This is a genomic window from Hymenobacter amundsenii (assembly GCF_002204745.1).
In the GTDB taxonomy this organism is placed as follows: Bacteria; Bacteroidota; Bacteroidia; order Cytophagales; family Hymenobacteraceae; genus Hymenobacter; species Hymenobacter amundsenii.
On the sequence record NZ_NIRR01000046.1, the window covers coordinates 1 to 24,740 of the forward strand.

Here is a 24,740-nt window from a genome sequence, read left to right on the forward strand (position 1 = left end):
GCTGCACTCCAGCATCGACTATCAGACCCCCTATTACGCTCACCAACAGCTTCTTCCACTTAACGCCCTAAACTGTCCAGCGTAACTAGACCACCTCACATTTGCCGCTCGATTCATGTATCTTGCCTTAGTCAACTCCTGAAACCTGGCTTCCTATGGATGATTCCGAGAACCGCAATAAGCGCGACCTACCCGAAGTGGTAGCCGATATTCTGATTACGCTTGATAAGGTCCAGCGCGACGTCCGGGGCCTTCAGCAGGGAATGGATGGCCTGCGCCAGGAGATGAATAATGGCTTTTCCCGCATGGAAAACTCCTTCGACCGGATGACCGACGCTGTTATCGATGCTATGAACCGGCAGACGGCCCGCTACGATACCGTGCAAACTACGCAGGGCACCCAGGATACGGAGGTACGGGAACTGCGCCAGCGGCTGGAGAACCTGGAGAAAATCGTGTACAAAAAGGCGGGCTGAGAATAGCACGACGTTTTATAGAGTGGATAGCGGCGCGGAACGGTAAGTTCCGCGCCGCTATTTTTGACTGGAAGCCACCCGGCCGCAACCGTTGGGCGTTGCGGCGGTTGCTTGCGTTAGTAACCGCCCACTTCGTTTCCTGCCGCGTGCCCTCCTCCACCCCTAGCCCTGCCGCCCGGCCCCGCCTGCCACTCATGCGGCAGCGCTGGAGCAACCTGCTATTTGCCCACTGGCCGGTGGCGCCCGAAATCCTGCGGCCCTACCTGCCGGCGCGGCTGGAACTGGATTTGTTTGAGGGGCAGGCATGGCTGGGGGTGGTGCCGTTTACTATGAGCCACATCCGGCCGCTGGGGCTGCCGGCCGTGCCGGGCCTGAGCGCCTTGCATGAACTGAACGTGCGCACCTATGCCCGCCTCGATGGGGTGCCCGGCGTCTGGTTTCTCTCGCTCGATGCCACCCAACCCCTGGGCGTATGGGCGGCCCGCACCTTGTTCCACCTGCCCTACCTGCACGCCCGCATGAGCCTAACGGAAACTGATGGCCATTTCCGGGCCGTGGCCGAACGAACCCACCGGGGTGCGGCGCCCGCCACTTTCGCCGCCACCTGGACGCCCGGGGCGGCGCTGCCGTGGGCCCGGCCCGGTACCCTCCCCCACTTCCTGACCGAGCGCTACCACCTCTACACCGCTGGCCCCGACGTGCAGGCCCACCGCCACGGGCCCGACCTCTGGCGCGGCCACCTCTGGCACGAGCCCTGGCAGCTGCGCGAGGCCACGCTGCAGGAGTGGGACTCGACGCTGCTCGAAAGTCACGGCCTACCTACACCCGCTGGCCCACCGCTCCTCTACGCCGCCGAGCCACTCGACGTGACGGTACGGGAGCTGCGGCGGGTCTGAGACAGCATCATTCAGCCACGAATTTCGAACGCGTGGTAGCTGCGCACCGGGCCAGCCGTTGCTTCCACCTGCTCGACGCGGGCACTGGGCGGACCTTGCTGACACCACTGCGCAAGTTGCGCGAGGACAGCGGCTGGCCCTTCGGCTTCGATGGTGACGGTGCCGTCGGGGTTGTTGCGGGCGTAGCCGGTGAGGCCCAGCTGCTGCGCCTGCTGGCGGGTGCTCTGGCGGTAGAACACGCCCTGAACGCGGCCGTGGACGGTAAACTTGCGGTGTTCGATGCTCATAATAGCTGGGGATAAGCAGATCAGGACTAGCGCCTTACAACGCTTTGTAGATGTAGTAATCCTGGAAACGATAGGCGTAGCGGTACTTGCCGTACGTGCGGCCCACTACCGGCCGGGGCAGGCCCAGGTCGTGGAGCGAGTTATCGTTGAGGATGATGAGCTGGCGGTGAAAGCGGGCGGCTTCGGTGAACAGCACCCGCCCGTCGGGGGGCAGCTGGCCCGCTTCCATCCGCACCAGGTAGCACGGCACCCCCTGAATGGTGAAGTTGTTGATCTGGTTGAAAACCAGTTCCAGCGGGGCTACTACCCGGCAGTGCTGGTAGGAGGCTAGCTGCCGGGCCAATTGCTGGTTTTTAGCTACCCGGTCTTCGTGCCGGCTAATCAGGTAGCCCGTGTAGCCCGCGTTGGTTAGCAGGTAAAGCAGCAGCAGACTACCCAGCAACCAGCGTTGCCAGGGCCGGTGCTTACTCAGATAAACGAACGCCAACGTGATAAACAGGCCTATATGCGGCAGGTAAAGCAGCAGATACTTGGTAGTTTTCCCTGGCGAGAGGCAGGCCAGTGCACCAATCAGCAACCCTAAGTACAGCGCGGCGTCGGCGCGGCGCGGCGTGCCGGAGTGGGTTCGGTAGAGGAGCAAGCCCGCTGCCAGCCCCAGCACCGACAATACGGCTTCTACCGGCGAATGAAGAAACCGTTTATGCTCGTTGAGCACGTGCAGCAGGTAGGCGAGCACCCGGTGGGGCTCGGGATTAACAGCGGGCGCAAGCTGCGCGAAATAGGCTGGCCAGGCGTTATGCACCAGCACATCTAGAAAAGCCACCGAAAAAACGAGGCCACTCACCCCCCCGAACAGCACGGCCGCCCGGTACTGCCGCCGCAGAAGCAATAAACCAAGCCCGGCCGCCACGTAAATGAGGCCGTTCAGGTGGGTTAGGGCCGCCAGGCCGGCCAGCAGCGCGCCCAACGCGGCATAGCCCAGGCGCGGCGTAGGGCGGTGCAGGCTCCGTTCGAGCATGATCCAGGAGCCAAAGCCCAGGCACATCAGCATTACTTCCGGCCGGAAAACGAAGCTGTATTCTACCAGCAGCGCGTTGGATAGCAGCACCGCGTAGAACAGGCAGCAGGCGGCCGCACTATGCAGGTAATGCCGCCGCAGATGCCGGTAGCTGATGAGCAGGAAAATGCCCAGGTAGCTCAGGCTGATCAATTTAAGCCCCGTTACGGACCAGCCCGCCACCTTGATGACGGCCGCTGCCTGCCACACGAACAGCCAATGGTACACCCACTGTCGCGACTCGGCCCCCAGAAACCCGCGAAATAGCTCGGAGCGCACGGCGCCTTCCTTGGCCGCCCAGTACGCCTGCTCGCCAATCCAAGCTTCGTCGCCGTGCAGTACGCGTTGGTAGAAGCTGGCGACCAGCAGCACAATGGACGCCAGCAGCAGCCCATAACAGATGATTGGAGAGGCCCGGCTGGTAATTTCCGGCGGTGGCAGCGTGGTTTCTTCCGTATTACGCATCCATTAAATAGCTATAAACGAGTAGGAGGTTCAGCGGTAAAATAGCATGGCTGAATGATGCGGGCAGCCGGCAAGCAATGCCTTTTACCCCCGCTGGCGCACGGCCTCGAAGGTGAGCACGGCCGTGGCGGTACTCACGTTAAGTGAGTCGATATGGCCGCCCATGGGGATGATGATGGTGTGGTCGCAGGCACTCATCAGCTCGGGCGTGAGGCCGTCGGCTTCGGTGCCCATCACGAAGGCGGTGGGGCCCCGGAAGTCGAAGCGGGTGTAGGGCTGGGCGTGGTCGGAGAGGGCGGCGGCGTAGGTGCGGATGCCGCGGGCGGCGCACCAGGCCAGCAGCTCGGAGCGGGTGGTGGCCACGGTAGGCACCGTGAACGAGCAGCCGATGCTGCTGCGGATGGCGTTGGGGTTGAACAGGTCGGTGCGCGGGTCGCAGATGATAACCGCGTCGGCCCGGGCGGCATCGGCCGTGCGCAGGATGGCGCCCAGGTTGCCGGGCTTCTCCACGGCTTCCAGCACCAGCAACAGCGGATTTTTGGGCAGCACGAGGCTTTCGAGCGTGTGCTGAGGCGGGCGGGCCAGGGCCAGCACCCCGTCGGAGCCCTCGCGGTAGGCGACCTTCTCGAACACGGCCCGCGAGACGGCTAGCCACTCGGTAGCCGGCTCGGGCGCGAACAACGCCCGCAACTCGGCTTCCCGGGCCGGGCCGGCCAGCTCGCTGCACACAAACACGGCCGGGCAGGCCACGCCCGCCCCGTGGGCAATCGTGAGCTCGCGCTGGCCCTCGATGATGGTCAGGCCCTGGCGGCGGCGCTCGGCCGACTTCTGCTGGAGCTTCAGCAGGTTTTTGATGCGCGGATTCTGGGGAGAAGTAATGAGTTCGGGAACGGACATGCGGAAGGGCAGCGGACGACGGCGGAGGGCCGACGGGGCTTGGGCAAAGATAGGGAGCCTGACCCACGGCGCCATAATGGCCGGAACCCAGATCGAACCCGCCGCCCAAGGCCGTACTTTGCACTCGTATTGCAGCCTGATGGTAGGCTGACTTGCTGCGCGCTCCCTTATGAATCTTAAGCTCAACACCCAGATTCGCCTGGGCTTTCTCATTGCCGTGGGCGTGCTGCTGCTCACCTCGGTTGCCTCCTGGTACAGCATTCAGCAACTGGGCTTCTATACCCGCCAGGTCGAGCGCAGCTACCAGATTGTGCAGCGCACCGACAACCTGCGCATGTATGTGCGCGACGCCCAGGCTCAGGCCCGCAGCTTCCTGCTGCTCAACGACTCGCTGTACCTGGTCGAATTCCAGCAGACCGTACCCAAAGCCAACGACATGCTGACCGACCTGCGCCAGCTCACCGGCGACAATCCGCGCCAGCAGCAGCGCCTCGACACCATTGGGAAGGCCCTGACCGAAGTGTTGACTTATTTGGGCGACTGGCGGGCCGAGCGTACTTCCTCGACCCGGGCCGTGCGCCAGCTCATCAGCGGCGACAAGCGCGTGGACACGCTGCGCATCCTGCTGAGCCGGGTCCGGGATGCGGAGGATGAGCTGCTCGTGGGCCGGCGGGAACGCCAAGACATCTATCAGAACACCACCCCGGTGGCCATCGTGCTGTCGGCGCTGCTGGCGGCCATTATCGTGCTGTGGCTGTTCACCCGCATTGGGCGCGAACTGCGGGCCAACGAGCGGCTGCAAACCGAGCTTACGACCACCAACGAGAAGGTGGCCCGCCGCATTCAGATCATCGAAGCCCTGGCCAACCGGGTGGTGGCGGGGGAGTACACCGTCCGGATATCCGACCAGGAGCAGGACAGCCTGGGCAACCTGGCCAGCTCGCTCAACCACATGACCGAGACGCTCGACGCCAGCTTCACGTCTCTGCAAACCCGCAACCGCGAGCTCGACCAGTTTGCCTACGTGGCCTCGCACGACTTAAAGGCACCATTGCGCGGGGTGCTGACGGTGGTGAAGTGGATTGAAGACGAACTGAGCCAGGAAATCAGCCCCCAGCTGCACCAGTACCTGGGCATGATTAAGGGCCGCCTGCAGCGCCTCGAAGACCTGATTAACGGGCTGCTGGCCTACGCCCGGGCCGGGCGGGCCGACCGCCCCCGCGAGCAGGTAACCGTGCGGGAGCTGGTGCGGGAAGTAGCCGAGCTGGTAGTGCCCCCGAGCTTCGCCGTTGCTATTCAGGAGCCGCTGCCCGTGCTGCACACCGACCGCCTGAGCCTGGAGCAGGTATTCACTAACCTGCTGAGCAACGCCGCCAAATACCACCACCGCCCCGCCGAAGGCCACCTGACCATCAGCGCCCTCGATTTGGGCGACTGTTACGAGTTTCGCATTCGGGATGATGGCCCGGGCATTGCCCCGCAGTTTCACCAAAAGATATTTCTTATGTTCCAGACCCTGCGCGACCGGGATACGGCTGAAAGCACCGGCATCGGCCTGAGCATCGTGAAGCGCATCATTGAGGAGCAAAAGGGTACTATTCGGGTCGAATCGGCCGAAGGCCAGGGTTCAACCTTTATCTTTACCTGGCCGAAGCGGTGAAACGGCTCGGGGTGAGCTGCTGATTTGCCTGCTCGATTGAATTCGAGGGCACGCAAGGCTCCTGCTTGCTTGGTACGAACTTCATCGTTTCTTCAATTACTGCCCCTTTACTTCACCTCGTCCCGCTCTTACTGTTACCCACGCCGCCAAATTGCCGGAACGTATACCCCACCACCTCCCCATTCCCCCATGCGCTCCATTCTGCTCGTTGAAGACGATTTTTTTGATAAAATGACTGCCCAGAAGGCTTTCGAAAAGTTCAGTGTCCCCCACCACCTCTACACGGCTTTCAATGGCCTGGAGGCCCTCGATCTGCTGCGGGGAACCAATGGTGTGGAGGCCATCCGGCCGCTGCCCGAAGTTATTCTGCTCGATCTGAACATGCCCAAGATGAACGGCCACGAGTTTCTGGCCGAAATCCGGCAGAGTCCCGAGCTGGCCGATATTCCGGTGTTCATCACGACCACTTCGGGCATGGATGTGGACCGGCTCAGCGCCGAGAACCTGAGCGTGAGCGGCTACATTCTGAAGCCCCTCGATTTCGAGTCCGGCACGAATATGGTGGACAGCCTCAACCTGCTCGAAAAGCTGCTGCGCTAGCCTCCCCGTCGAGCTATAGCCGGGCCGCAGCCAGTCGGCTGGCGTTGGTTCTGAGGTTTCTACTTTCCTTGCTTTTATGCTGCTTCGTTCCCTTTCCTTACTGGTCCTGAGCACGCTCGCGCTGCCGGCCCTGGCCCAACAAACACCCCGCGAGCTGAACACGCTACCGGCCCCCGTTGTAGCGGTTCCCGATACTACCCGGCCCGCCGCCACTGCCCCTCCGGTGCTGGCCCCGCCCCCGGCGGCTCCGGCCGCGCCCGACCCACGCCGGCAGGCACTGCCGCCGGCCAACACCACCCGCTACGCTGTGGGCCTAAAATCGGGCCAGGTGCTGCGCGGCTACGACGTGGAAGTGCGCCAGCCGGTATTCGGACGCACGTTCCTGCTCGTGGATGGCCAGCAGAAGCTCGACCTGGACCAGGTACGCTATTACGAGGACGAAACCGGTTTTTACGTGCGCACCACCCTGCCGGGCCGCAGCAAGCGCGAAAGCACCCTGCGCCGCGACCGGGTGGGCCGCATCAGCCTTTATTCCATCACCAGCCAGCAGTACAGCAGCAGCCCCTACGGCAGCGGGCGAGGCTACGGGGGATACGGCTACGGCGGCATGAACCCCTACGGGTTCGGGGGCTACCGCACGGTCCGCACCGAGTATTTCAGCAAAGACAATGGCCCGATTGAGGACCTGAGCATTCGCAACCTGCAACTGGCCACCCAGGACAATCCGGGTTCCCAGCAACTGCTGGCCGATGCCCGCCGCTACCAGACCCTGACTACGCTCAGCTACGTGGGCGCCGGTGGGTTGCTGCTGGCCGGGCTGGTATCGAGCCTGGGCAATAGCAACGGCTTCTCGGTGTCGCCACTGGCATACGCGGCTATTCCGCTGGCCATTGTTCCGTTGGTCATCGGCAGCAAGTCACAGAACAACGTCAAGCAAGCCTTGATGCTATATAATACCAGTCAGTAGTCAGTTGCCGGTATCGAGTTGTCAGACACGAGGAACGCCATGCTTCGCTCCGCTCTGCATGACGTTCTTCCTGAAAACCGACAACTGAACCCCGGCAACTTTACGTAAGCAGGCGGGTGAAAAACCCTGCTTCTGCTACTGATGATGCTCTGGCCGCACGCCGGGAGCTGGCCTTGTGGACCCACGAAAAGCTCTGCGCCGAGTACGGCTGCCCGGTTGCCTTTTTCGCCACCAAAGACCCGCTGAGCGAGCTGATTAGCTCGTTGCTTTCGCACCGCACCCGCAACCAAGATTCGCACCGGGCCTACCAGCAGCTACGGACCCGTTTTCCGACCTGGGACGAAGTGCGCGACGCACCCACGACCGAGGTCGAGGCCGCCATCAGTCCCTGCACCTGGCCTGAGCAGAAAGCGCCCCGGCTCCAGCAGATTCTGCGCGAAGTGGCCTCCCGTTGCGAAGGGGGCCCTTGCGACTTGGCCTTTCTGGCCGATTGGCCCATTCCCGAAGCCCGGGCCTGGCTGGAAGCCCTGCCCGGCGTGGGGCCCAAAACCAGCGCTGCCGTCCTGCTCTTCAGCACCCTGCGCCGCCCGGCCATGCCCGTCGACAGCCATCATCACCGCGTGGCTCAGCGCCTGGGCCTCATCGGCCCGAAGGTGAGCGAAGCGGCGGCCCACAAGCAGCTGCCGGCCCTGCTCCCGCCCGACTGGACCGCCCAGCAGGTTTACGACCACCACGAGGTGCTCATGTTCCACGGCCAAAAGTGCTGCTACTTCCACACCCCCGCCTGCGGCCGGTGCTCGTTGCTGGAACGCTGCCCCTTTGGCCAAGCCCGGGTGAATTAGGAGTGGGCAGGTTTAGGCAGCCCTTGGGAATGCCTGCTGATGTCCCACATTTTGCTTTTCTTGCCTACTTACCGCCCCATCATCTCCCCGCTATTATCCCATCCCGACCTCGTTACTATGAAACAGACGTACGGCCTGCCCGCCTTGGCTTCCATCTTCGTGCCCGGACTGGGCCAGCTTATCAAGGGCCATTTTTTAAAGGCCTTTTTGATCTGGGCCGTGGGCGGCGTTATCAGCTTTCTGCTGGTTTGGACGATCATCGTGCCCTTCCTCATCTGGGCCTGGAACGTGTACGACGCCTACAATTCGCCCGCCTGAGTAGTGCCCGTGCTACACCTGAAGGCCAAGCCCAACGCCCGTCGCAACCAACTGGCAGTAGCCCCCGACGGCACCGTAACTGTGCGGCTGCATGCCCCGGCCCAGGATGGCAAAGCCAACACCTGCCTGCTAGCTTATCTGGCGGAGGTATTCGGTGTGAGCAAATCCAGCCTCACACTACTCAGCGGCCATACGCCCCCCTTCAAGAAGGTGCAAATCGAAGCCCTCACGGAAGAGGACTTCCGGGCGGTGCTGGGGCAATTCGCGAGCTGAGAAGGCGAAACCAGAACCAGGTATTTCGCCCTTTCTGAACGTTTCAGCTTACCAGCTTTTCCACCGTGCGGCGGTAAGTACGCTCAAACTCTTCGTCGATGTGGTAGGTAGATTCTTCGTGCTGGCTCAGGTCGAGGCCCAGTTCTTCGTCGGCAAGCTTCACGCGCAGACCGATGAAGCGGTCGGTGAGCCGGAGCAGCAGCCAAGCCCCGCCGAAAGAGTAGCTCACCACGATAACCAGGCCCAGCACGTGGTAGCCAAACGTGGTAGCCGAGCCATGAATGAGGCCTACTTTATCGGCGAATACGCCCGTGAGCAACATCCCCACGATGCCACCCAGCCCGTGGCAGGGAAACACGTCGAGGGTATCGTCGATGGTGGTGCGGGCGTTTTTCCAGTGCACGGCGGCGTGGCTGATGAGAGCCGCCACCACCCCGATGAAGATGCTCTGGCCGTAATCGACGTAGCCGGCGGCTGGCGTAATGGCCACCAGGCCCACCACGGCCCCGGTGCAGGCCCCCACGGCAGTGGGCTTGCCGCCCCGCACCACTTCTACCAGCACCCAGGCCATGAGGGCAGCGGCCGAGGCCAAGTTGGTATTCACGAAGGAGAGGGCCGCCAGCTCGTTGGCTCCCAGCGCCGAGCCGGCGTTGAAACCAAACCAGCCAAACCACAGCAAACCGGTGCCCAGCAGCACGTAGGGAACGTTGGGCGTCGAAAATGAGGTGGGGCGCAGGCTGGCCGAGCGTTGGCCGAGCACCATGGCTCCAGCCAGTGCCGCCACGCCCGCCGAAATGTGCACTACCGTGCCGCCCGCGAAATCGAGTACGCCCCACTGCCGCAAAAAGCCTTCGGGGTGCCAGGTCCAGTGGGCCAGCGGGCAGTAAATGAACAGGCTGAAGAGCACCATGAAGGCCAGGTAGCCCTTAAACCGCACCCGCTCGGCAAACGAGCCGGTAATGAGGGCCGGGGTGATGATGGCGAACTTAAGCTGAAAAGCAAAGAACAGAATGAACGGGATACCGGCTGCAAACACCGGGTTGGGGGCCGTGCCCACGTCGCGCAGCAGGGCAAACGTGAAGGGGTTGCCAATCAGCCCGTGCCAGGAGGTGCCGTAGCATAGCGAGAACCCCACGAAGTAAAACAGCACCGAAACCACGCCCAGTGCCACGAAGCTCTGCAGCATGGTACTGATAACGTTCTTTGGCCGCACCATGCCGCCGTAGAAAAACGAGAGGCCCGGCGTCATGAGCAGCACGAAGGCCGAGGCTGTGAGCATCCAGGCCACGTCGGCACCGTTGAGCGAACCGGGCAGGGCGGCCGGATGCGGCACTCGCACAAAAGCAGCCACGCAGGCCAGCCCGATTAGCAGCAACAGCGTGAGCATCGTCAGGCTTGGCCGATGTTTTGAAGTCGATTGGTGCTCCATTTTCATTTATCCAGCATATTGACCCTATTATAAAAGGTCTATTTAGTGAAATATCATACTTATTTTTCATTATCACCTTCATACCGAATATCATTTTACGATTTTACTGAAACATAAGCCAAATACCCCCTTAAAAAATAAACCCCCGACAGCTTCTCTTGAGAGGAGTTGCCGGAGGCGCTGGTTATAAGCTACCCGAACTGAGAAAGGCTAATTTTTGCGTTTCCAGCGGTAGTAGCGGCGGTACCAGGAGGCAGTTTTTTTGGCGCAGGCTGGCATTTCGTGAGGGAACATATTGACGCGAAAAATATGGAACCGGTCTTCCTCCAGGTGCAAGCCGCTGGTGTCGATGGCCACGGCGTAAAGGAGGCCAACGGCACGGGCTTAGCGCTTGGTTTCAGGCATGAGACTGCAGTAGGGATAAGCAAGAGAAACAGTTTCGGTACCCAGACGTGGCTCCAGGGTGGTTTTGCGCGAGACTATTCCAGCAGAAGCTTCGGTTGGCAGCGCGGTACAACGCATAGTAAAAAGCAGTGGCTGCCCAGCATAACCGGACAGCCACTGCTTCTATTGACAACCTGATACCTCAGCCGTTGGCTCTGCCTTCCACGTTGTCCATGTACTTCTGGCCGGAACCAGTGTTAAGGAGCAGGATTTGCTCGTGGGGGGCAATCCAGCCGGAGGCCAGGAGCTTGCGGGCGGCCAGCCAGACGGCTCCGCCTTCGGGGGCTACGAACAGGCCTTCGTGGCGGCCCAACTCGCGCATGCCTTCCATCATTTCTTCGTCGGTGATGCTGATGGCCGTGCCGTTGGACTCAGCCAGCACGCGCAGCATCATCTGCTCGCCCAGGGGGTGGGGTACGGCCAGGCCGTTAGCAATGGAAGGCTTGCCCACGTAAGCGTGGCAGTTGGCCTGCTTGCCCGTGTACGTGGCCACCAGCGGCTGGCAGGCGTCGGCCTGCACGGCCACCATCCGGGGCAGCTTGGCGCCGGGGGCCAGCCAGCCGAGTTGTTGCATTTCCCGGAATGCCTTCCAGATGCCGATCAGGCCAGTGCCGCCGCCGGCGGGGTAAAGCAGCACGTCGGGCAGCTGCCAGTCGAGCTGTTCGGCCAGCTCGTAGCCCATCGTTTTCTTGCCTTCGAGGCGGTAGGGCTCCTTGAGGGTCGATACGTCGAGCAGTTCGCCGTTGGCGTTGTGCTGGCGGACCCAGGCGGCGCAGTCGTTGATGAGGCCGTCGATGAGCTGCACTTCGGCCCCGTACCAGTAACATTCCTCCTTGAAGGCCTTGGGCGTGTGCCGGGGCATGGCCACTACGGCCCGCAGGCCCGCCCGGGCGCAGTAGGCGGCCATGGCTACCCCCGCGTTGCCGGCCGTCGGGATGATGCAGCCGGTGGCGCCCAGCTCCTTGGCCTTGGAAACGGCCATGCTCAGCCCCCGAGCCTTGAACGAGCCGGTGGGGTTCTGGCCTTCATCCTTGAGCAGCAGACTGCGCAAGTCGTAGCGGCCGCCGAGCGTGGGCAGGCGCATGAGCGGCGTGAAGCCTTCGCCCAGCGTCACCTTGTTCTCGTCGTCGAGCAGCGGCAGCAGGGCCCGGTAGCGCCACATGGAGGCATCGTGCAGGTCGATGGCAGTGGCCCGCGACAGGCGTTCCTGCAAATCGTAGGTAGCCACCAAGGGCACCTTATGGCACTCCGACACAAGTTGTAGCTGGTGGGCGGAGTGGGGCTGGCCGCACTCGGAGCATTCGAGTTCGTGCAGGCGGGTGAGGGTTTCGGCGGTCTGGTTCATATCTGAGGGAGTTGAACGCAAAATTCCCCGAACCCTATGCCGTAAACAAATGGCCACTTGGAATGGGCTATGCCATTTGGGAATAGTGGCTAGCAAAATGAACGTCCTGCTGAGCGAAGTCGAAGCATCTCTCCTGCAATACTAATTCCATCACTGAGTCTGCTATTGCGGGAGAGATGCTTCGACTTCGCTCAGCAGGACGTTCCTTTTACTTCACTCCTCCGCCCCCATAATACCTTCGCGCGAACTGCACGAAGGTCTTGTAGGGCAGGTTGTTCTCCGTGCCTTTGCGCTGCACGAAATCGAAGTGGCGGACCAGGTTCAGGTCGGTAATAGGAACTTCGACTAGCTCGCCGGCGGCTAGCTCCTTGGTCACGGCTTGCCGGGGCAGGAAGGCCAGGCAGGTATCCACGCGAACGAAGTTCTTGAGGGCCTCGGTGCCGCCCAACCGCACTTTCACGGGTAAATCGATGAGCTTTATGCCTTTGGCGGCTAGGGCTTCTTCGAGCACGGCCAGCGTGCCGGAGCCGCTTTCGCGCAGGGCCACGGGCATGCGGAGCAGGTCGGTGGCCAGCAGGGGCTGGCGCAGCAGCGGGTTACGGCCCGAGCACACGGCTACTACCTCGTCGGTGAGCAGGGGCGTGTAGGTGACATTGCTGACTTTGTGGATGCCCTCAATGATACCCAGGTCGATTTCGTGGTCGAGCAGAGCCTTGAGGATGTTTTCGGAGTTGCGGTTTTTGAGCGTGAGCCGGGTGTTCGGGAACTGGCTCAGGTAGGCCGAGAGTACCGGTGGAATTACGTAGAGAGAAATGGTGGTGCTAGCCCCAATCACCATATCGAGCGGGGGCGAGAACCCGGGGCTCAACTCCGCAAATTCGAGGTGTAGCTCGTGCTGGAGCTGGCGAGCTAGCAGCAGCTTCTGGTAAAGCAGCTCCCCGGCCGGTGTGAGTTGCACCGAGTTGCCCAACCGCTCGAACAGCCCGGTTTTGTAGTGCTCCTCCAAGCTGCGCACCCGTTTGCTCACCGCCGACTGGCTTAAAAAGAGCGTCTGCCCCGCTTTGGTGAAACTAAGCTGACGAGCCACTTCGAGGAATACTTCGTGGGCGTGGGAGAGCATGGCGCGAAGGGAAAAGGGAATCGGCCCGTAAGGTACGCCAGAAGCGTATTCACGGTGAGAGCAAAACAAATGTGTAAAATTTTGTCATTTACATAGGGAGTATCCGAAGAAGAATTTGTAGGTTTCGGTCCCTTAGATATGCCGACAACCCGGTGGATGCCTGACTTTTGTGCGCCCCTTGTCGCCCCGTTATGGGCCGCGTGACAGTGGCCGTTTTGTGTCTTATTCATTCCAGTTACCGGATGGTCGCCTTCTTATTGATGCTGGCAGCGATAGGCGCGGGCCTGCTGTACCAGAAGCTGCAAAAGCTATTTCAGGCCCTCACCGACCGAATCACTGAGCGCGAACGGGCCTACGACAGCTTGGCAGGCATCGTGGAGCAGCTTCGCCAGCAGGTCCAGGAGTTGTCGCAGTCGGCCCCGCCGTCAACCGCCGCCGGTCCATTGGCGGCCGCCGTTACCCCGCAAGCAGCAGCAATCAGTGTTGCGGCCCCCGCTAGTGCGCCGGTAGTCAGCCCGCCTGTTGTTGCGCCCGTTGCGGCGCCGGTGGTAGCTTCCCGGCCCATTTCGGTGGCGCCACCAGTTTTACCTCCGGTTGCGCCAGCGCCGCCGGCTCCGGTGCAGGCTCCTATGCCACTTTTCAAGCCAGTTGCTCCTACGGAAGCGCCAACGCCGGTAGTGCCGGTTGCTACGCCAACGGTTATTACTGCCCCGACCGCAACGCCCGCCCCGACCGCAACGCCTGTTCCGGCAAGTCCGGCAGTTGCCGATACTCCAGCTTCGGTTGAGGCTCCAATGCCCCCCACTCCCGGCGCTCCGGCAGGTCCGGCAGTAATCCCACCAGAAACGCCATCGGCACCCTCCAAACCGACCACCAACCGGCCGCAACCAACGGCTCCAAAGCCCGCACCCGTTCGGCCCCGAATGGCCCCGGTAGCAGCCGGGCCAGTTGAGCCCACGTGGTGGGAGAAGACCGAAAAAGTGCTGCTCGATAACTGGACCGGCATTTTGGGGGCCGTGGTGCTCGTGACGGGCATTGGCTTCCTAGGCGTGTACACCGCTTTGCGCGTGAGTGCGCCATTGCGCTTCGGAATGATTACGGCCTTCGCGGCGGCGCTGCTGGGGCTGCATTATTTCCTGAAGCCCAAGCCCTTTGCGGCTAAGCTCAACGTGTGGCTGCAAAGCAGCGCGGCGGCTGTATTTCTGTTTGCCTGCGTGGGGGCCGTGAGCGTGCCGGGGCTGCAATGAGCCGGGCCGCCGCTGAGCTACTTGCTGCTGCTGGCCGGCGTGGCCGTTAACCTCTGGCTGGCCTGGGACGCGGGCCGCGAAGATGTGGCTACGCTGCACGGCGTACTGAGTTTGGTAGCCCTGGCCGTGCTGCCCCGGGAGTTCATTACGTTAGCCGCCGCCGCGGGCGTTACCGTATTCAGCATCTTTATCACCTACCGCCAGCGCTGGAAATACCAGCTCCTGCTCACCATTCTTAGCTTTTTCGCCTTCCACCAGTACTGGCACTACGCCCGGGAAACGGCTGGCATGCTGGCGACGGGTCCGCGCCTCACGGCTATGGCCCTGGTGCTAGCGGTAGGCGCAGCGGGAGCCGTGGTGCAATACCGCCGGGTGTACGCCCAGCAGCGGTTCGATGCGCTGCTATTCTCGGCCCACGTGCTCAACTGGACCTGTTTGGGCATCAACCTGTACCAGTACAGCACCGGCTCGCCCTGGAAAACGGTACCGCTGGCGCTGGGCGCGCTGCTCACGTTCGGGGTGGCCCGGCAGGCCCGGCGGCTGGGCATCGGTTGGCTGTTCCGCACCGACAGCCTTATTTCGCTGATGCTGGCTTTGTTCGCGGCGTTTTCGCTCCAGGGTTGGCACGCCTCGGGCACCCTTATTTTCCTGTTCATGCTGCTCGAAACGCTGCTCGTGGCCTTCGTGATGGCCCGCGAAGGCGAGCGGCTGGTGTTTCAGGTGGCTTCCATCGGGGCAGTGGCCGCCGGGCTGGGGCTGGTGGGGCTGAACCTGTTCTACCTAACCTCCTACTCCGCCGCCGAAGTGCCCCGCAACGCGCTCCTGCTGCTGCTGGCGGGCCTGCTAGGGGCCGGCTACTACCACCTGCTGCGGCAAGCCCCACTCCTGACCGGAGCAGCCGCCGACCGCCATCAGCAAACCACCCGCGTGTTTGGGGGCGTGGTGGGGCTGCTGTACCTGGGGGCGGCGGCGCTGCTGGCCCAAGCCATTTTTGGGTTCGCCCACCCACCCTTGCCGGCCTTGTTGGGCGGGACGCTGGCGGCGGCCGGGGCTGTATTCGGCGGGGCCTGGTACCTGCGCGGTACCGGCGGCTGGTTCCATACGCTCCATCTGCTCAGCGGACAGGCGCTGCTCATTGTATTCGTGTTGGGCTTGCACGAAACCGGGCTGGGTTGGCCAGCCACCTTCACCATCCTCTACTTTGAAACCTTACTATTGGCCGGAGCCTGCGGGTGGGTGGCCGAAAAACTGGCTTACCGCATTCTGATGGGCCTGGCGCTGGCCAGCGGAGCCACCTTATTGGTGGCGGCCGTGGGCTCGGTGCGCGAACTAGCCGCACCGGTGCTCCACCAGCGGCTGACCCTACTGCTGCTCACCGGCCTCGGCAGCGCGGCCCTGCTCCTGCTGCCCACCCGGCGGCCGTCCCTGCGGCCGCTGCTGGCTAACCCCGACGACCAGCTGCTTTTTCAGGCCCTGCGCGGGCTGACGGTGCTCTTTTACGTGAGCGGAATCGGGCTGCTAACTCAGGCGCTGTTCGGGCTGCCGCACCCTCCCCTGCCGGCGCTGCTGGGCGCGACCACGGCCGCCGCCGGCCTCACGTTCGGGCTGGCCTACTGGGTCCGGGCGCAAACCGACTGGTTCCGGTTGGGGCTGATTCTGCTGGGCCAAACGCTGCTGCTCGTGTTCATTCTGGGCTTGCACGAAGCGGGCCTGAGCTGGCCGGCCGCCACCACGCTGCTCTATTTTGAAACCCTGTTGCTGGCCGGGGCTTTCGGCCTGGCGGCCGAGCAACCGGCCTACCGGCTACTATTGGGCGTGGCCCTCGGCAGCGGGGTTGCGCTGCTGCTGGTGGCCGTGGGCTCGATGCGCGAACTGGCCGCCCCGATGCTTCACCAGCGCCTCTACCTATTGCTGCTAACCAGCCTCGGCAGCGCGGCGCTCCTGCTGCTCCCCGCCCGCTGGCCGGTAGCCCGACTACTCCCTACCAACCAGCCCGACCAGACCATGCACCAGACCCTGCGCGGGCTGACGGTGCTTTTCTACCTGAGTGGAATCGGGCTGCTGACCCAAGCGCTGTTCGGCCTCCAGCAGCCGCCCGTGGAGCTGCTGCTGGGCGCAGCCACGGTTTCCGCCGGCTTCACGTTCGGGCTGGCTTACTGGGTGAAGGGTCAAGCCGATTGGTTTAGGTCGGCACTGCTGTTGCTGGGGCAGGGCTTGCTGGTGGTGTTCGTGTTGGGCCTGCACGAGGCGGGCCTGAGCTGGCCGGCCGCCACTGCCCTGCTTTACTTCGAAATGCTCACGCTCACGCTGCTTTTGGCCTGGCGAGCCGAACCGCTTTACCGTGCGCTGCTGGTGGGCAGCCTCGTACTGGCCGTAGCCCTGCCCGCGCTGGTGTACCGGCCTGGCAACCTGCCCGATTACCAGCGGGCCGCCCTGCTACTGATGGCCGCCCTGGGCAGCATCGCAACCCAGGCCATGTTGTGCTGGCTGCGGGCGCCGGTGTTTGATGCCCTGCCAGTGTCGTTCAATCCGCACTACCGGCTGCGGCTGTTGGGGCTGGCGGCGGGGGGCTTGCTGCTGGCGGCCGGCGGCCTCGTGCACGAACATACCTGGGTCGGCTGGGCAGCGGCGGGCCTGGGCGGGGCTCTGTTGATGCTGCGCCGCCAAGTGCCGGTACCCGGTTTGTGGCTGGGACTGCTGCTAGCAGCACTAGGCTACCAAGCGCTGCAATGGGAGCACCTGCTGCCCGTTGGCCCGGCGTTCCGGCCCGGCCCGGTATGGCTGTACCTGTTGCCGCTGCTCTTGCTTTCACTGGTGGGAATGGGAGCTTCGTGGTGGGCGGCGGCCGAACGGCACGTACGCTGGCCCTGGCTGTATCTACTGGGTTTGCAGGCGGCAGCGGCCTCCTGGATAGCCTTCGCGCCCCGCACCGAGGCCCTGCCCGTGCTGCTCTGGACGCTGCTAGCCGCCGCCTCGGCGGGCGCGGCGCACCTGGCCCGGCGGCGCTGGAGCACCCTGGCCGCGCTCATCCGTGCCGGGTGGCCCGACCGGCGCCTGCTTCACCTCACCTACACCCTGCTTGCCCTGGCGCTGGCAGTCCATTTTGATGGCGTCTTCGGCCACTCGGCGGGGCAGCTGCTGGGCATTCCGGCGCGGCGGCTCACGGCCGGAGCGTTGCTGCTACTGCTAGCGGGTCTGGCCATCCAGCGCCCACCCGCCACGGAGCCAACCTACCGTTCGTGGCGCTACTTCCAGCCGCTACTGCCCGAGCTGACGCTGCTTTTCGGCTGCTTCACGTTCGGCTACGAGCTGCGGCTGGAGTGGCTAGCCCTGGTCTGGCTCGCGCTGGCTTTCGGCCTTACCCTCGGGGCGGGCCGCTTGCCCCAACGCCTGCGCCGCGTACAGGCCTACGGGCTGCTGTTTTTCTGGGCGGCGGTTGGTTGGATTATGCACGTGAGCTTCCATGCCCTCGCCCCCGGCCAACTCCTGACCGTACCCTGGGCCACCACGGCCACCGCCGCCGCCCTGCTCTTCGGCTACGCGGCCGTGCGGCTTCAACAGCCTCCCGCTGGCCCCGCCGACTGGCCCCCGCTACTGGCTCCGCTGGCCGGGCTGGTCCGGTTACCGCTGCCGGGGCTGGTGGGGCTGCTGCTCTACCCGGCCTTCGTGGCTCTCACGGCGCTGCTTACCCAGTCTTTCGACCGCTCGGTGCTCACGGTGCTGCTGATGCTGGAAGTAGTGGCCGCTTTCGTGGCGAGCCTACTGCTGCGCCGCCAGGATTTGCGCTATGCAGCCCTGTTGGGCATGGCGGCGGCAGTGGCCCGGCTGTTCTTCTTCGACCTGCGCCAGACGGGCACCATCACCCGAGCCGTAGTCTTTATTATGATGGGCCTGCTGCTGCTGGGCATGAACGCCCTTTACGCCCGTTTCAAGGACCGTTTCGCGCCGGCCGATGAGCCCCTCACGGAACCACCGCAACCGGAGTCGCCCGAGGAGGCTTTAGTCGCAACGGAATAGCCGCGTTACGTCAGGCACGAGCTAGTTGGTGAGAGCATCGTAGCGGTGCAGAATAACGGCGGTTTCTACTTATCTTCTGCTCCCCAAACACCTGCCAACATGCACCTTACCGACCTTCGCTACCTGAGTGCCTACCTCGTGCCCGGCTGCGTAGCAGCGGGCTTGGCCTGGCGCGGGCCCTGGGCTTGGCTCACGCCCCTGTTCATCTTCGGGCTGGTGCCGCTGCTGGAGCTGGCCGTGCCGCCCCGCAACGTTGTCAGCAACGAGCCGGCCACGGCGGGAGCCCCGCACCATCCGTTTTTCGACTGGCTGCTCTACCTCTGCGTGCCCCTGCACGTGGGCCTGGTGGTTTGGTATCTGGCCGTATTGGCGCGGGTGCCCTTGTCGGGGGCCGAAACTGCCGGGCTAGTCGTGAGCATGGGAATTTGCGGGGGCTCGCTGGGCATTAATGTGGCGCACGAGCTGGGGCACCGCAGCCGGGCCTACGAGCAGCGGCTGGCCCAGGTGCTGCTGGGTAGCACGCTGTACCTGCACTTCTTTATTGAGCACAACCGGGGCCACCACCGCCATGTGGCCACGCCCCTCGACCCGGCCACTTCGCGCTTCAACGAATCATTCTGGCGGTTTCTGCCCCGGGCGCTGGGTGGGGAGCTGCGCTCGGCCTGGCACCTGGAAACCGAACGGTTGCGGCGGGCCGGCGGTGCTTCGGCCTGGAGCGGGCAAAACCAGCTGTTGCGGTTTGTGGCGGTGCAACTGGTGGCCGTTGGGATAGTGGCGCTGGTATTTGGCTGGCGCGGGCTGCTGGCCTGGGTGGGCGCGGCGCTGGTAGGGGCGGTGCTGTTTCAACTGGTGAACTACGTGGAGCACTATGGGCTACTGCGGCGGCGCACCGGAACCGGCGCCTACGAACGGGTGCAGCCCCACCACTCCTGGAACTCGGAGCACGCCGTGGGTCGCATCCTGCTCTACGAGCTCACCCGCCACTCCGACCACCACTACCTGGCCTCGCGGCCCTACCATACGCTGCGCCATCAGCCGGCCTCACCCCAGATGCCCACCGGCTACCCCGGCATGATGCTACTGGCCGCCGTGCCCCCGCTCTGGTTTCGGGTGATGAACCGGCGGGTGCCCGCCGAGCAGTAGTTTTTTTGCCGGAGCCCGAAACCAGCCGGCTGGCTGCCAGCCATTGTGAAGGCTATTTGGTCCTCCTACAGGACAAGCCAGGCGGCGCGCTTCATGTTAACGAATTATGTATTTGTTGCATTTAGGAGGTTTTAGCGCCAACTTTACCGAACACACCGTTCTGTTCAAGCGGTTTATTTGTAGCCGTTTACTTTTTTCTTTTTCAAGTTTCGCACCTATGATGAAACGTTTCCTCTTACTGAGTTGCGCCAGCCTGCTCACCATGACTTCGTTTGAAGCCCGGGCCCAGGTTACGCTCACGACCAGCCCTTACGTCGAAACCTTCGACGGGCTAGCCAACGGTTTGCCGGCCGGCTTCAGCATTTACACCGGCGCCACGCCTACCAAGGTAGGCACGGCGGCTACGCTCACCGCCGCTCCTACCGCCTGGAATAATACTTCCGGCGCGTTCAAGAACTTCGCTTCGGCTACCGGCCTTAGCAGCACGGCTTCGTCGGCCGACCAGGCAGCGGCCACCAACCGGGCCTTGGGCGTACGCCAGACCGGCAGTTTCGGCGACGGCACCGATGCCGGACCAGCTTTCGTGTTCCAGGCAGCCAACACCACCGGCAAAACCGATTTCGCGCTCAGCTTCAAGCTGCAGTCGCTCGACAACTCGGTGGGACGTACCACCACCTGGCAGGTGGACTACGGCACCGGAGCCACGCCTTCGGCCTTTACGCAGCTGGGCTCCACGTCTACAACCGGCCCCACCTTCTCTAACGAAGTCATCACCGCCAGCTTCGGCGGCGCCCTCGATAACCGGACTGGCCCAGTTTGGATTCGGATTGTGGCCCCTACCAGCACTACGGGTTCGGGCAGCCGCCCCAGCTCGGCCATCGATGATTTCTCGCTGAGCTGGAACGCTAACGCCAGCGCCCCCGCCCTGGCCGTAACGCCCGCCACGCTCGATTTCGGCAAGCAAACCATCAACTTACCCTCGGCGGCCAAAACCTTTACCTTGACGGGCACCAACCTGACGGCCGCCGCCACGGTAACCACCGCCGCCCCGTTCGCCGTTTCGAAAGACGGCACCACCTTCGGTACCAGCGTCGTGTACTCGGTGGCTGAGCTGGCGCAGCCCCAGCAGGTGTTTGTACGCTTTACGCCCACCACGCTGGGCCAGGTGAGTGGTCCGGCTACCGGCACCGCCACTGTTAGCAGCACCGGCGCCACCAACCGCACCGTAGCGCTCAGCGGAGCCGGCAACGACCCGACCCAGACCGTGTACGACTTCAATGCCTGCACCGGCAGCACGATGCTTTCTGATGGCTGGATTCAGTTCAGCGTGACGGGGGCTCAGACCTGGGCCTGCACCGCCTTCGGCCGCGACCCTAACAACCCCACCAGCACGGCCGCTTACCCTAATGCCGTGCAGATGAACGGTTTCTCCGGCGGCAACGTCGCCAACGAGGACTGGCTGATTTCGCCCGCCCTGAACCTGACCAGCACCAGCTTCCCGCTGCTCTCGTACTGGACCCGCACGGCCTTTAATGGTCCGAGCCTGCGCCTGCTGGTTTCGACTACCTACTCCGGCACCGGCAGCCCGAACGCCACCGGCGTTACCTGGACCGACCTGAACGCCAACTTCCCCGCTACGGCCTCGAACGTGTGGCAGAACGACAACCTCGACCTGAGCGGCTACAAGCAGGCCGGCGTGTATGTGGCATTCGTGTACACCTCGACCACCAACGGGGCGGCCCGCTGGACCGTGGACGATGTGGTGCTGACCAACTCGGCCACCCCCGCGCCGCCCGCCGTGCGCCTCGACCGCCAGAACCTGGCCTTCGGCTACCAGGCCGTGAGCACCGCCGCTACCCAGGTTGTCACTCTGACCACGACCAACCTGACCGGCCCGCTGACCGTGAACTCGTCTAACGCCGCGTTCCAGGTATCGAAAGACGGCATTGCCTTCAGCTCCTCGCTGACTTACACCCAAGCTGAAGCCAACAACCAGCAGGTATCCATCCGGGTGCGCTTCCTGCCCACGCAGGCCTCCACCACCTACGCCGCAACGCTCACAGTTGCAACGACCGGCGTAACCACCCAGACCATCAACCTGAGCGGCAACACCTACGATGCTGCCAAGACGCTGGAGGTAGTCAACTGGAACGTAGAATGGTTCGGCTCGACGGCTACGGGCCAGGGTCCGACCGATGTGGAACTCCAGCAGACCAACGTAACGTCCGTGCTCAAGAGCCTGGCCGCCGACGTATTCGTGCTGCAGGAAGTGGTAGACACGGTGCGCCTGCGCAACGTAACCATTGCCCTCTCGACCCAGTCAGGCATCCAGTACGGCTACAAAATTGCTGATTTCGGCTCGTACGGCGACAATACCAGCGACCCCGATTACCCCGGCACCCAGAAGCTGACCTTCATCTACCGCAAGGATGTGGTGCGTCCCGTGAAGTTTGAAGGGCTGCTGCGCTGCACCGAGGCACAGGCCTGCCCCGCCTTTAACGCCTGGGCTTCGGGCCGCTTCCCGTACCTGATGGCTGCCGACGTTACGCTCGACGGTGTTACGCGGCGTATCAACTTCGTTGATATTCACGCCAAGGCCAACGCCACGTCTAGCTCGGCCAACGATTACGCCCGCCGCAAAGCCGGCGCCGAGCAGCTGAAAGCTTACCTCGACACCACCTACCCTAACTCCAACACGCTGGTGCTCGGCGACTTCAACGACGTGCTCGAAGGCACTATCGCCACGGGCGTCACGCCGGCCGTGTCGTCGTACAATGCCTTCGTCACCGACCCCAATTACGTGTCGCTCACGCTGCCCCTGGCCCGCGCCGGAGCGCAGTCGACGGTGGGTTTCAACACGTTGATCGACAATGTGATTGCCACCAAGCAAATGGCTAATTACTACATCAGCGGTTCGGCCGCCGTGCGCACCGACCTGGCCGCTGGCATTGCCAACTACGCCAACTCGACCACCGACCACTACCCGGTCTTCACGCGCTTCTCGCTGACCCAGATGCCGCTGGCCGTTCGCAACGCCACGGCAACCGCCGCGCTAAACCTGTACCCGAACCCGGTGACCAACAGCGTGCGTTTCGAAGTAGCCGAAACCGGCCAGAACCTGCACCTGAGCGTGTACACCACCACCGGCCGCCTGGTGCTGCAAGGCACTGGCTCGGTTGAGCAGCTCAACCAGCAACTCAATAAGCGCGTTGCGGGCCTGAGCAACGGCCTCTACGTAGTGCGCGTAGTGGGTGCTCAGCAGGCTTACGTAAGCCGCTTCCAGAAGCAGTAACCGCTTCGAAAACGACGCTTAAAAAAGCGCCCCGGCCGATTGGCCGGGGCGCTTTTTTGTTGGACGAATTGCTGCTTTAGCCGCGTGGAAGGCAGCCAGTTGGGGCGCTACTTCTGCTGATCAGTGGAGTGCAACAACTCCTGCACCAGCGCCCAGCCCTGCGGCCACAGGCCCAGGCCCGAGGTGGAGTTGAGGTGACCGAGCGCCCCCACGTTTACCAGCCGGCTACCCCAGGCATCGGCAAACGCGGTGGCGCGGGCCAGGGTCACGTACTCATCGGTGGTGCTGGCCACCACAATGCTCGGAAACGGCAGCCGCACCAGCGGCATGGGCGCGAACCCACTCACTTCGGGCAGCTGCTCCCGCCGGTCTACGTCGGCGGGCCCCACGAGCAGGGCCCCGACCAAGGGCCGGGCCGTGGTGGTGGCCCAGTGCGCCACCGTGGCGCAGGCCAGGCTGTGGGCCACCAGCAGCACCGGCCCCGGCGCGGCCGCCACGGCGGCTTCCAGGGCGGCCACCCAATCGGCGCAGACGGGCTGGTCCCAGTCGCGCTGTTCTACCCGGCGGCAGCCGTGCTGCTGTTCCCAGCGGGTTTGCCAGTGCTGCGGGCCGGAACTGCCCAGGCCGGGGACGGTGAGGATGGAAACGGCTTGCATAGCCCGAATGTACGCGCACCCGCGTATCTTTATAATGCACCTTTTGCCCACCGCCATGCCCGTCATCACCCACATTTCTCAGCTCGACCCCACCAAAACCTACACCTACGCCGATTACCTGACCTGGCGGCTGGATGAGTTCGTGGAGCTGATTAAGGGCAAGGTGCGACTAATGAGCCCCGCGCCCCTATCGTCGCACCAGACGATTTCGTTCAACCTCGGCGGCGCAATTCACGCCGGCCTGCGGGGCCAGAAGTGTCGGGGCTTTGCCGCTCCTTTCGATGTGCGCCTGACCACGGCCGGCCCCAACGGCGACGACCAGATTACTACTGTTGTGCAGCCGGATTTGTGCGTGGTCTGCGACCCAGATAAGATTGACCGCCGGGGCTGCCTGGGCGCCCCCGACTGGGTTATCGAAATCCTGAGTCCCAAAACCGCCGCCTATGACACGCGGGAGAAATTCAGCCTCTACGAAGAGGCGGGTGTGGCCGAATACTGGCTGGTATTTCCGGGCGAACAGACCGTGGTGACTTATGTGCTCGAAGCCGGCAGCTACCAGTTGCACGGCGAGTACTTCGAGCCGGGCGTGATTCCGGTGCAGACGCTGCCGGGGTTTGCAGTAGAGTGGGCGGAGGTGTTTGAAGGGGTGTGAGAATCACAGTATAATTAAAAACCTGTACTTATCTGCGTTATGCTGTAATCACGCAAAACTGTTTTATAGAACAGCTTTCTATTTTCCCACAATTTATTATCCAATGAAAAATCAGATAACGGCATGTAAAATACGCCCTCGTATTTACTTATCAAAGTATCATACCCTGTCATCTTACAAGTGCACATTTTTCCAACTATCGGCGTAGCATAAACCGTTATTCTTTCTCTATGACCATTAGGCCATGACTTATCGATCTTCTGCACTTTTACTCTGTTTTTATCTATAACGTTCTTGAGTTTGCTCATCATCAAGATGTAACTATTATCGAAATCAAAATCAGAATTTTGCCTGAGGGAAAATATCTCAGAAGAAGAATTAGAGCAACATTCTCTCAATGCCTGAGTTGCAAATCCCTCAAAATACAGCGGAGGCAAATATTGTGTCATATTTTGTATAGAATCCGTTCTTGCTACTCTGTAATAAAGTTTGGTTCCATGCTGACTGGGAGTCACCTTCCATTCATAAGTAATAACAATATAGTTATCCAGCTCTTGACTATAGCGGTTTCGTGAACGGTTCGTTCGTTTTTCAGTCCGTGGTGGCGTGATAGCCACAGTGGTCAAACCAGCCGAGCGCATCGGAGCTGGTAATCCA

22 protein-coding genes are annotated in these 24,740 nt (G+C 62.7%); 13 read left to right on the plus strand and 9 right to left on the minus strand.

Annotated features, from left to right (window positions below):
- The first annotated feature begins 155 nt into the window (after nt 1-155).
- Together CDA63_RS17820 and CDA63_RS17825 are read left to right on the plus strand one after the other, a co-directional pair.
- Nucleotides 156-476, plus strand: a complete 321-nt coding sequence (locus CDA63_RS17820) for a hypothetical protein (protein WP_088465817.1) — start codon at nt 156-158, stop codon at nt 474-476.
- A gap of 146 nt (nt 477-622) precedes the next feature.
- Nucleotides 623-1,372 (plus strand): YqjF family protein, encoded by a 750-nt coding sequence (locus tag CDA63_RS17825; RefSeq protein ID WP_199797554.1) that lies wholly within the window; start codon nt 623-625, stop codon nt 1,370-1,372.
- Nucleotides 1,373-1,383: 11 nt separating this feature from the next.
- Here the strand turns inward: CDA63_RS17825 and CDA63_RS17830 are convergent, their stop codons facing one another.
- The 3 genes from CDA63_RS17830 to CDA63_RS17840 form a co-directional block, all read right to left on the minus strand.
- Nucleotides 1,384-1,659: an acylphosphatase gene (locus CDA63_RS17830; protein ID WP_088465819.1), complete on the minus strand. Its 276-nt coding sequence runs from the start codon at nt 1,657-1,659 to the stop codon at nt 1,384-1,386.
- Nucleotides 1,660-1,693: 34 nt separating this feature from the next.
- On the minus strand, nt 1,694-3,181 hold the full coding sequence (locus CDA63_RS17835) for a hypothetical protein (RefSeq protein ID WP_088465820.1): 1,488 nt from the start codon (nt 3,179-3,181) through the stop codon (nt 1,694-1,696).
- An 84-nt stretch (nt 3,182-3,265) separates the two neighbouring features.
- Nucleotides 3,266-4,078: a TrmH family RNA methyltransferase gene (locus CDA63_RS17840; RefSeq protein ID WP_088465821.1), complete on the minus strand. Its 813-nt coding sequence runs from the start codon at nt 4,076-4,078 to the stop codon at nt 3,266-3,268.
- A 169-nt stretch (nt 4,079-4,247) separates the two neighbouring features.
- Here CDA63_RS17840 and CDA63_RS17845 point away from each other — a divergent pair, with 169 nt between their 5' ends.
- From CDA63_RS17845 to CDA63_RS17870, 6 genes are all read left to right on the plus strand, one after another.
- On the plus strand, nt 4,248-5,738 hold the full coding sequence (locus tag CDA63_RS17845; protein ID WP_088465822.1) for a sensor histidine kinase: 1,491 nt from the start codon (nt 4,248-4,250) through the stop codon (nt 5,736-5,738).
- Nucleotides 5,739-5,927: 189 nt separating this feature from the next.
- Nucleotides 5,928-6,338 carry a response regulator gene (locus CDA63_RS17850; RefSeq protein WP_088465823.1) on the plus strand — a complete coding sequence of 137 codons (411 nt, stop codon included), beginning with the start codon at nt 5,928-5,930 and terminating at the stop codon, nt 6,336-6,338.
- 76 nt (nt 6,339-6,414) lie between these two features.
- Entirely contained in the window at nt 6,415-7,305 is an 891-nt protein-coding gene (locus CDA63_RS17855; protein ID WP_088465824.1) for a hypothetical protein, read from the plus strand.
- Between the two features lie 116 nt (nt 7,306-7,421).
- Nucleotides 7,422-8,147, plus strand: coding sequence for an endonuclease III domain-containing protein (locus tag CDA63_RS17860; protein ID WP_088465825.1), 726 nt, complete (start codon nt 7,422-7,424; stop codon nt 8,145-8,147).
- 117 nt (nt 8,148-8,264) lie between these two features.
- Nucleotides 8,265-8,465, plus strand: a complete 201-nt coding sequence (locus CDA63_RS17865) for a hypothetical protein (protein WP_088465826.1) — start codon at nt 8,265-8,267, stop codon at nt 8,463-8,465.
- Nucleotides 8,466-8,468: 3 nt separating this feature from the next.
- The gene (locus CDA63_RS17870; RefSeq protein WP_088465827.1) at nt 8,469-8,738 is read left to right on the plus strand and encodes a DUF167 domain-containing protein; all 270 of its coding nucleotides are present in this window, start codon (nt 8,469-8,471) and stop codon (nt 8,736-8,738) included.
- 43 nt (nt 8,739-8,781) lie between these two features.
- Here CDA63_RS17870 and CDA63_RS17875 read toward each other — a convergent pair whose 3' ends face one another.
- The 4 genes from CDA63_RS17875 to CDA63_RS17885 form a co-directional block, all read right to left on the minus strand.
- Nucleotides 8,782-10,167, minus strand: coding sequence for an ammonium transporter (locus CDA63_RS17875; RefSeq protein ID WP_242434737.1), 1,386 nt, complete (start codon nt 10,165-10,167; stop codon nt 8,782-8,784).
- Between the two features lie 210 nt (nt 10,168-10,377).
- Nucleotides 10,378-10,524 carry a hypothetical protein gene (locus tag CDA63_RS20960; protein WP_165768373.1) on the minus strand — a complete coding sequence of 49 codons (147 nt, stop codon included), beginning with the start codon at nt 10,522-10,524 and terminating at the stop codon, nt 10,378-10,380.
- Between the two features lie 229 nt (nt 10,525-10,753).
- Nucleotides 10,754-11,956, minus strand: a complete 1,203-nt coding sequence (locus tag CDA63_RS17880; RefSeq protein WP_088465828.1) for a threonine synthase — start codon at nt 11,954-11,956, stop codon at nt 10,754-10,756.
- 208 nt (nt 11,957-12,164) lie between these two features.
- On the minus strand, nt 12,165-13,076 hold the full coding sequence (locus CDA63_RS17885; protein ID WP_088465829.1) for a LysR family transcriptional regulator: 912 nt from the start codon (nt 13,074-13,076) through the stop codon (nt 12,165-12,167).
- Between the two features lie 923 nt (nt 13,077-13,999).
- Here CDA63_RS17885 and CDA63_RS17895 point away from each other — a divergent pair.
- The 4 genes from CDA63_RS17895 to CDA63_RS17910 all read left to right on the plus strand — a co-directional run bounded on the left by CDA63_RS17895 (nt 14,000) and on the right by CDA63_RS17910 (nt 22,775).
- A complete protein-coding gene (locus CDA63_RS17895; RefSeq protein WP_088465831.1) occupies nt 14,000-14,323 on the plus strand; it encodes a hypothetical protein in 324 nt (107 codons plus the stop codon).
- A gap of 21 nt (nt 14,324-14,344) precedes the next feature.
- Nucleotides 14,345-18,340 carry a DUF2339 domain-containing protein gene (locus CDA63_RS17900; protein ID WP_088465832.1) on the plus strand — a complete coding sequence of 1,332 codons (3,996 nt, stop codon included), beginning with the start codon at nt 14,345-14,347 and terminating at the stop codon, nt 18,338-18,340.
- Between the two features lie 99 nt (nt 18,341-18,439).
- Complete coding sequence (locus CDA63_RS17905; RefSeq protein WP_088465833.1) at nt 18,440-19,483, plus strand: alkane 1-monooxygenase; 1,044 nt, start codon at nt 18,440-18,442, stop codon at nt 19,481-19,483.
- Between the two features lie 217 nt (nt 19,484-19,700).
- Nucleotides 19,701-22,775 (plus strand): T9SS-dependent choice-of-anchor J family protein, encoded by a 3,075-nt coding sequence (locus CDA63_RS17910; RefSeq protein ID WP_165768374.1) that lies wholly within the window; start codon nt 19,701-19,703, stop codon nt 22,773-22,775.
- Between the two features lie 107 nt (nt 22,776-22,882).
- Here the strand turns inward: CDA63_RS17910 and CDA63_RS17915 are convergent, their stop codons facing one another.
- A complete protein-coding gene (locus CDA63_RS17915) occupies nt 22,883-23,431 on the minus strand; it encodes an RBBP9/YdeN family alpha/beta hydrolase (RefSeq protein WP_088465835.1) in 549 nt (182 codons plus the stop codon).
- A 55-nt stretch (nt 23,432-23,486) separates the two neighbouring features.
- Between CDA63_RS17915 and CDA63_RS17920 the strand changes: the two genes are divergently transcribed.
- Complete coding sequence (locus tag CDA63_RS17920; RefSeq protein ID WP_088465836.1) at nt 23,487-24,083, plus strand: Uma2 family endonuclease; 597 nt, start codon at nt 23,487-23,489, stop codon at nt 24,081-24,083.
- Between the two features lie 14 nt (nt 24,084-24,097).
- On the opposite strand, the gene CDA63_RS20600 is transcribed toward CDA63_RS17920, so the two are convergent.
- A partial coding sequence (locus tag CDA63_RS20600; RefSeq protein WP_165768375.1) for a hypothetical protein occupies nt 24,098-24,740 on the minus strand: 643 nt, incomplete at its 5' end.